This window comes from Clavibacter sp. MX14-G9D (genome assembly GCF_032917815.1).
GTDB lineage: Bacteria > Actinomycetota > Actinomycetes > Actinomycetales > Microbacteriaceae > Clavibacter > Clavibacter michiganensis_K.
This window is the reverse complement of the sequence record NZ_JAVCVL010000138.1, coordinates 1-7,524: the sequence shown is the minus strand read 5'-3', so window position 1 is coordinate 7,524 and position 7,524 is coordinate 1. Positions and strand designations below refer to the sequence as shown.

Annotated in this window: 7 protein-coding genes; 2 read left to right on the top strand and 5 right to left on the bottom strand. The window is 75.4% G+C overall.

What is annotated here, in order from left to right:
• Positions 1–189: 189 nt before the first annotated feature.
• The 3 genes from Q6969_RS11100 to ubiE form a co-directional block, all read right to left on the bottom strand.
• Positions 190–1,560 (bottom strand): FAD-dependent oxidoreductase, encoded by a 1,371-nt coding sequence (locus Q6969_RS11100; RefSeq protein WP_317230490.1) that lies wholly within the window; start codon positions 1,558–1,560, stop codon positions 190–192.
• 91 nt (positions 1,561–1,651) lie between these two features.
• Complete coding sequence (locus Q6969_RS11095; protein ID WP_104289380.1) at positions 1,652–2,722, bottom strand: polyprenyl synthetase family protein; 1,071 nt, start codon at positions 2,720–2,722, stop codon at positions 1,652–1,654.
• 35 nt (positions 2,723–2,757) lie between these two features.
• On the bottom strand, positions 2,758–3,492 hold the full coding sequence (gene ubiE / locus Q6969_RS11090) for a bifunctional demethylmenaquinone methyltransferase/2-methoxy-6-polyprenyl-1,4-benzoquinol methylase UbiE (protein ID WP_317230492.1): 735 nt from the start codon (positions 3,490–3,492) through the stop codon (positions 2,758–2,760).
• 159 nt (positions 3,493–3,651) lie between these two features.
• Here ubiE and Q6969_RS11085 point away from each other — a divergent pair, with 159 nt between their 5' ends.
• A complete protein-coding gene (locus Q6969_RS11085) occupies positions 3,652–4,926 on the top strand; it encodes a chorismate-binding protein (RefSeq protein WP_317230489.1) in 1,275 nt (424 codons plus the stop codon).
• Between the two features lie 5 nt (positions 4,927–4,931).
• Here the strand turns inward: Q6969_RS11085 and menD are convergent, their stop codons facing one another.
• Both menD and Q6969_RS11075 read right to left on the bottom strand, forming a co-directional pair.
• Complete coding sequence (menD, locus tag Q6969_RS11080) at positions 4,932–6,689, bottom strand: 2-succinyl-5-enolpyruvyl-6-hydroxy-3-cyclohexene-1-carboxylic-acid synthase (RefSeq protein WP_396335537.1); 1,758 nt, start codon at positions 6,687–6,689, stop codon at positions 4,932–4,934.
• A 6-nt stretch (positions 6,690–6,695) separates the two neighbouring features.
• Positions 6,696–7,118 carry a PLD nuclease N-terminal domain-containing protein gene (locus tag Q6969_RS11075; protein ID WP_317230488.1) on the bottom strand — a complete coding sequence of 141 codons (423 nt, stop codon included), beginning with the start codon at positions 7,116–7,118 and terminating at the stop codon, positions 6,696–6,698.
• A gap of 127 nt (positions 7,119–7,245) precedes the next feature.
• Here Q6969_RS11075 and Q6969_RS11070 point away from each other — a divergent pair.
• The coding region (locus tag Q6969_RS11070; protein ID WP_317230487.1) for a DUF4229 domain-containing protein at positions 7,246–7,524 on the top strand (279 nt) is incomplete at its 3' end.

Below are 7,524 nucleotides of genomic sequence, written 5' to 3'. Positions count from 1 at the left end.
GGCGCCCCACAGGCCCCCGACGCCGACGAGCGCGGCGGAGAGCGGGGGCGCGGCGACGGGGATCACCCGGCGACCCTAGGGGCCGGCGGCGGGCGACCGGGGTGCCGGTCGCCCGCCTGGGGACGGACGGAGGACGGGCGCCCGCGGGAGGACCGCGGACGCCCGTCGGCGTGGATCAGGCGGGGCGGGTCAGGCGGACTGCCGCGCGCGCGACGCCTCGAGCATCTCGTCGCGCTCGACGACCTTGATGCGGGCGCGGCCGTGCGGCGCGCCCAGCGCGATCTCGTGCTCGTCGAGCGCGTGCCAGCCGGAGAGGTCGGTGAACTCGATGCCGCGGTCGGCGAGCAGGTCGACGATCGCCTGCTCCTCCGGGGCCTCCGGGGTCCACCAGTCGCCCTGGTCGTTGAGGACGTGCGAGACGGTCTCCATCGCGTCCGACTTCGTGTGCCCGATGAGGCCGATGGGCCCGCGCTTGATCCAGCCCGTGGCGTAGACGCCCGGCACGCGGGTGTTGTCCGCGTCGAGGACCTGGCCCTCGTGGTTCGGGATGACGCCGCGGCGCTCGTCGAACGGGATCCCGTCGACGGGCGAGCCGAAGTAGCCCACCGCGCGGTACACCGCCTGCACGGGCACGTCGCGGAACTCACCCGTGCCCTCGACGCCGCCCGTGCCGTCCGGCCGCGTGCGCTCGATCCGCAGGGCCGCCACGCGGGGCTCGGCGTCGTCGGACGCGAGCACCTCCGCGGGGCGCGAGTAGAAGTGCAGGTGGAGGCGGCGCGAGGCGGAGCCCGCCTCGCGGGTGCGCCACTTCTCCAGCACGCGGCTGATGACCATGACCTGCTTGTTCGTCTTCGCGGCCTCCTCGGCGGCGGGATCCACGCCGAAGTCCTCGTCGTACACGATCACGTCGACGTCGGGCACCTCGCCGAGCTCGCGCAGCTCCAGCGGCGTGAACTTCACCTGCGCGGGGCCGCGGCGGCCGAAGACGTGCACGTCGGTGACGGGCGAGTGCTTGAGGCCCGTGTAGACGTTGTCGGGGATCTCGGTGGGCAGCAGGTCGTCCGCGTGCTTCGCGAGCATGCGCGCGACGTCGAGCGCCACGTTGCCGTTGCCGATGACGGCGACCTCGCGGGCTTCGAGGGGCCAGTCGCGCGGGAAGTCGGGGTGCCCGTCGAACCAGTTCACGAAGTCCGCGGCGCCGTAGGACCCGGGCAGGTCGATGCCGGGGATGTCGAGCTCCGCGTCGCGGATCGCGCCCGTGGAGAAGATGACCGCGTTGTAGTGCCGCTGGAGGTCGGCGAGGGTGATGTCGCGGCCGTAGTCGACGTTGCCGAAGATGCGGATGTCGCCGCGGTCGAGCACGTCGCGGAGCGCGCCGATGATGCCCTTGATGCGGGGGTGGTCGGGCGCGACGCCGTAGCGGACCAGGCCGTAGGGCGCGGGGAGGCGCTCGAACAGGTCGATGGAGACGTCGAACTGCTTCTCGGCCTTCAGGATGATGTCTGCCGCGTAGATCCCCGCGGGCCCTGCGCCCACGATGGCCAGCCTGAGCTTGGTCACTGATGTCCTTCTGTTCGTCGGCGTCCCCGTGCCGGCCGTCGGGGGCGTGGTGGTGCGGATCCCCGCGAGAGCCGGCGGGGCCGAGCGGCAGCTAGCGCGTGCGCTCGACGATGGTGTCGGCGAAGCGCGTGAGCGCCTTCCGGACCGGGCCCTCCGGGAGCGGGGCGAGCGCCTCGACCGCCTCGGCGGCCCAGCGGTGGGCCTCGGCGATGGTGCGCGCGGTGACCTCGTGGTCGCGGAGCTCGGCGATGGCCGCCGTGAGGTCGGCCTCCGACTCGGGCGTCTCCTCGTGCTCCACGTCGCGCTGGATGCGGGCGAGCAGCGCCGCCGCCTCCTGGTCGGTGGCCGCGAGCCGGGTCAGGTACAGCAGCGGCAGCGTGGAGACGCCGGCGCGGAGGTCGGTGCCGGCGAGCTTGCCGGTCTCCTCGGGCTGGTCGGCGAGGTCGAGCACGTCGTCGACGAGCTGGAAGGCCACGCCGGTGCGCTCGCCGAACGCGAGGACGGCGGACTCGAGCTCGGGATCCGCGCCCGAGTAGATGACGCCCATCTGCGCCGCGCAGGCGATGAGGGAGCCGGTCTTGTCGGCCAGGACGTCGAGGTAGTGCTCGATGGGGTCCTGGTCCTCGCGCGGGCCGATGGTCTCGTGGAGCTGGCCGAGCACCAGGCGCTCGAAGGTGGCGGCCTGCAGGCGGATGGCGCGGGGGCCGAGGTCCGCGACGATCTTGCTGGCGCGGGCGAACAGGAGGTCGCCGGCGAGGATGGCGATGGAGTTGCCCCACACGGCCTGCGCGCTCGGGACGCCGCGGCGCATGTCCGCCTCGTCCATGACGTCGTCGTGGTACAGCGACGCGAGGTGCGTGATCTCGATGGCGACGGCCGCGTCGACGACCTGCTGGGTGTTGCCCTCGCCGAGCTGGGCGATGAGCAGGGCCAGCATGGGACGCACCCGCTTGCCGCCCGCGTCGAGCAGGTAGCGCGTGGTGACGTCGGCCACGTCGTCGGCGAAGCGCACCTCGCGGAGGAGCTGCTCCTCCACGAGCGCGAGCCCGTCGTCGATGCTGCGGGCCATGCGGCGGTCGTCGGAGGACGAGAACAGCCGCTCGGTGAGGCTGGCGTGGGACGCGACGGAGCCGCGGCGGGCGAGCGGGATGCTCGGACTCATGATCGGCGTCCTTGTCTCTGGGGGTTCACGCGCGGTCAGGACGCGGCGGGACGGGGAGCGGCGTGGCGGCCGACGGGCTTGACGCCGCGGTGCAGCGCCACGATCCCCGCGGTGAGGTTCCGGTGCTCGACGGACTCGAAGCCGGCCGTGCGGAGCCACGAGCTCAGCGTCTCCTGGTCGGGCCAGGCCTGGATCGACTCGTTCAGGTACTCGTACGCGCTGGCGTTCGAGCTCACGAGCTTCACGAGGGAGGGCGCGACGGCCTTCATGTAGAGGTCGTAGCCGCGGCGCACGAGCGGCACGGGCGGCGTGCTGAACTCGCAGATGACGATGCGGCCGCCGGGCTTCAGCACGCGGAGGAGCTCGTCGAGGCCCGTGCGCGGCTCGACCACGTTGCGGAGGCCGAAGGAGATGGTGACCGCGTCGAACGAGTCGTCCTCGAAGGGGAGGTCGGTGGCGTCGGCGTGCACGAACTCGATGCGCGGGTTCCCCGCGTGCCGGCGGCGGCCGACCTCGAGCATCCCCTCGGAGAAGTCGGCGGCGACGACGTGGGCGCCGGAGGCGGCGAGCGCGGCGCTCGAGGTGCCCGTGCCCGCGGCGAGGTCGAGGATCCGCTCGCCGGCGACGGGGGCGACCGCCCGGGTGGTCGCGACGCGCCACAGCTGGTCGTTGCCGACCGACAGCAGGGCGTTCGTCCGGTCGTAGGCGCTCGATACCTCGTCGAACATCGCCGACACCTGGCCGGGCTTCTTGCTGAGGTCTGCACGCATCACGCCGTCAGTCTATTCGGGAGCGCTGGGCGCACGGTGGGCGGCGGCCGGATGCCCAGGGGCCGATCAGAGGACGGGGGCGACCGGCCCCGGAGAGGTCCGGCCAGGGCCCTCCGCGCGCCCGGGGAGGCCCGGATCCCCGGCGGTAGGCTGGCATCCGTGACCGCATCCCGCGTCCGAGCGCTCCTCGTCGACACCACCCCCGTCGACTCCATCGCCCGGCTCGTCCCCCTCCTCGACGCCCGGCATCCGCTCCTGTGGCTGCGGCACGGATCCGGGATGGGCGGCATCGGCGAGGCGCTCCGGCTGGAGTTCCGCGGCCCCGACCGCGTGCGGGACGCCGCCGCCGCGTGGCGCGAGGTCGCCGCCGCCGCGACCGTCGTCGATCCGCTCGGGATCCCCGGCACCGGGCTCATCGCGTTCGGCGCCTTCGCGTTCGCCGACGACTCGGAGGCCGCGAGCGTGCTCGTCGTGCCGCGCGTCGTCGTCGGCCGGCGCGACGGGGTGTCGTGGGTGACCCGCATCCGGCTCGCCGAGGCGGAGCCGTCCGACCCCGCGTCGCCGTTCGACGCGCTGACGGCCGGGGCGGTCCCCGTGCCCGAGCGCTCCGGCGCCGAGTACCGGCTCCACCTCCGCCCCGGCGCCATGGGCCCGGACGCCTACCAGGAGGCCGTCGTGCGCGCGGTCGCCGCGATCGGCGCCGGCGACCTCGAGAAGGTCGTCATCGCGCGCGACCTCGTGGGGCGCCTGCCCCTGGGCGGCGACCTGCGCCTCGCCCTCAGCCGCTTCGCGCTCGGCTACCCGGACTGCTGGACCTACGCGGTCGACGGCCTCATCGGCGCGAGCCCCGAGACCCTCGTGCGCGTCGGCGGCGGCACGGTCGGCGCACGCGTGCTCGCGGGCACGGTGTCGCGCGGCGCGGACGCACGGGAGGACGCCGCTGCTGCCGCCGGCCTCGCCGCCTCCCCGAAGGACAACGAGGAGCACGCCTTCGCGCGCGACAGCGTCCTCGACGCGCTCCGCCCGCACAGCCGCGACCTCGCCACCACCGACGCCCCCTTCACCCTGAAGCTCCCGAACCTGTGGCACCTGGCGAGCGACGTCACGGGCACGCTCGGCGACGGATCCTCGTCGCTCGACCTCGTGGGTGCCCTGCACCCGACGGCCGCCGTCGCCGGGCACCCCACCGCCGCCGCGCTCGCGTTGATCGCCGAGCTGGAGCCCGCCGACCGCGGCCGCTACGCCGGACCGGTCGGCTGGGTCGCCGCCGACGGCGACGGCGAGTGGGCCATCGCGCTGCGCGGCGCCCAGGTGGACCCGTCGGGCGCCATCGTCGCGCACGCGGGCGCGGGCATCGTCGCGGGATCCGACCCGGAGCGCGAGCGCGCCGAGACCGCGATGAAGTTCCGCCCGGTCGTGGAGGCGCTGGGCTAGGTCCCCTACCGGACCAGCGGCACCTCGATGAGGAGGGGCGCCGTGGACGCGGTCGTGAGGGCCGCCTCCAGCTCGCCGCGGGTGGAGGCGCGCAGGTGGGTCCAGCCGTAGGCGGCGGCGAGGGCGGCGAGGTCCACGCGCTGCGGGGTGAACATGACGCGGTCGATGGCGGCGGGCGCCGCGGTGCGGGACACCTCGAGGCCGTCGAAGATGGTGCCCCCGCCGTCGTTGCCCACGATCACCTGGATCCGCGGGACCCGCTCGCCCGTGCCGAGGAGCAGCGAGCCGACGTCGTGCAGGAGCGTGAGGTCGCCGAGGAGCACCCGGGTGACGCCCGCGGCGGACGTGCCGGATGCCGCCTGCGAGGCGAGGGCGATGCCGAGGCCCGTCGAGACGGTGCCGTCGATGCCGGCGAGCCCGCGGTTCGCGTGCACGCGCACGCGCTTGCCGGGGAGCGCCCGGTCGGCCTCGCGGATGAGCCGCGACGCGCCGAGGACGAGCCGGTCGTGCGGCCACGTGGCCTGCCAGACGGCGCGGACCAGGTGCCGGCGGGTGACGTCGGCGCGCACGGCGGCGAGCTCGGAGCGGGCGAACTCGCGGCGCTCGGCGGGCGTGGTGCCGACGGGCACGAGCGGGGCGGTCTCGGCGGCGGTCGCCGCGTCGAGGATCGCGCGGCTCTCCTGGACCCAGGTGCCGAGCCAGCGCCGCGCCTCCGCCGGATCCGCGGGCTCCCCGACCACGCGCACGGCGGCCGGCCGGGCGGTGACGCGGTGGCGGGGGTCGTAGTCCTCGCCGCCCGTGGACCCGACGACGATCGCCTCCACGTCGTCCCGTCCGACGAGCAGCGGGACCTCCCGGGTGAGGGTGGGGTGGCCGAACACGACGACGCGCTCGACGCGGTCGCCGAAGCCGGGGCGCGCGAGCAGCTCGCGGAAGGAGACGACGACGTTGGGGCCGAAGTGGGACCCGCTGGAGATCTCCGCGGCGAGCGGCCAGCCCGCGGCGCGCGCGAGCTCCTCCGCGGCCTCCCCCGCGGCGTGGCCGGCGATGACGAGGGTGCGCGGGCCGTGGGCCAGGTCGAGGACGTCGGCGTCGGGCGCGGGACGGGCCGCCGCTGCCCGGGCGGCCGCGTCCGCCGCGGCGCGGGCCTCGAGGACCGCCGGAGCCAGGTCGGGCACGGCGACGGAGAGCGGATCCCGGAAGGCCACGTTCACGTGCACGGGCGTCCGCTCGTCCCGGGCGAGGCGGTACGCGTCGCGCGCGAGGGCGGCGTCCCGGGCGAGGTCGTCGTCGGTCCCCTCCGGCGCGGGCACGTCCACGCAGGCGACCCGGTCGCCGAACATGCCGGGCTGGCGGGTGGTCTGGTTGCTCGCGATGCCGCGGAGCTCCGCGGGGCGGTCGCCCGTGAGGACCAGCATCGGCACGCCGGAGTGCCATGCCTCGAGCACGGCCGGGTGCAGGTTCGCGACGGCCGTGCCGGACGTCGTGATGACGGGGGCGGGCCGACCGGACTCGACGGCGAGGCCGAGCGCGAGGAAGCCGGCCGCGCGCTCGTCGATGCGCACGTGCAGGCGGACGCCGTCGACGCGCTCCAGCTCCGCGGCGACGAGCGCGAGGGCCTGCGAGCGGGATCCGGGGCAGAGCACCACGTCGGTGACGCCCTCGGCGACGAGCGCCAGCAGCATGGCCAGGGCGCGGTCGGTGGACGGGTTGCCGGTGCGCGGGGAGGAGGGAGGGACGGGGCGGGAGTCGGTCGCGGTCACCGGAGGTCAGGCGTCCCGGCGGCCCGGTGCGCGGTCGTCGTCGTCGCGGCCGGGGCGCGGGGTGCCGCCCGGAGCCGGCGGCGCGGCCGGATCGTCGGGACCCGCGCCGTCGCTGTCGAGGTCGGCGAGCTCCTGCTCGAGGCGGCGGATCCGCTCCTCCTCCGACCGGGTGCGGCCGAGGCCGGAGAGGAAGTCCGGGTCGTCGTCGGGACCCAGGCGGCGGCCGGACGCGCGCGCCAGGTCGGTGCGGTCCTTGCCGATGGTGAGCCAGAGGATGCCGCCGATGAGGGGCACCAGGACGACGACCGCGACCCACGCGGGCTTCGGGAGGCCGCGCATGCGGGTCCGCGGCGTCAACGCGGTGTCCACGATGACGAAGACCGTGAAGAACACGATCACGACGGCGAGACCGATCAGCAGGCGGGGCATCTCGTCATGGTAGCTCCGCCGCCGGGGAAACAGCCGGGCGTCCGATGTGCGCGCGCGGAGCGCGCGCCGGGCGACCGGGATGGGGGCGCCGGGCCCCTCGTCCAGGTGCCCGACCTATGCTTGCCCGGTGAGTTCCCGTCGCTACTGGCTCGTCTACACCGTCCTCCGCGTGCTCATGTTCGCGATCCCGTTCGGCCTGGTCGTGGCGGTGAACCCGGACCTCTGGCCGCTGGCCGCCGTCATCGGCGCGGTCGTGTCGTTCTGCGGCTCCTACATCTTCCTGCGCCGGCAGCGCGAGGCCATGGCCGCGGACCTCGCGGCCGTCGCGGCGGGCCGCCGCAAGCCCGTGGAGGACGACGACTCCGAGGACGCCGCGGTCGACGCCGCGGCGGGCTGGGCGGCGACG

Bases quoted from the DNA above. Each gene is read 5' to 3' on its own strand.
- Q6969_RS11095 (WP_104289380.1), bottom strand. From the start codon at position 2,722: ATGAGTCCGAGCATCCCGCTCGCCCGCCGCGGCTCCGTCGCGTCCCAC.
- ubiE (WP_317230492.1), bottom strand. From the start codon at position 3,492: ATGCGTGCAGACCTCAGCAAGAAGCCCGGCCAGGTGTCGGCGATGTTC.
- Q6969_RS11075 (WP_317230488.1), bottom strand. From the start codon at position 7,118: ATGCCCCGCCTGCTGATCGGTCTCGCCGTCGTGATCGTGTTCTTCACG.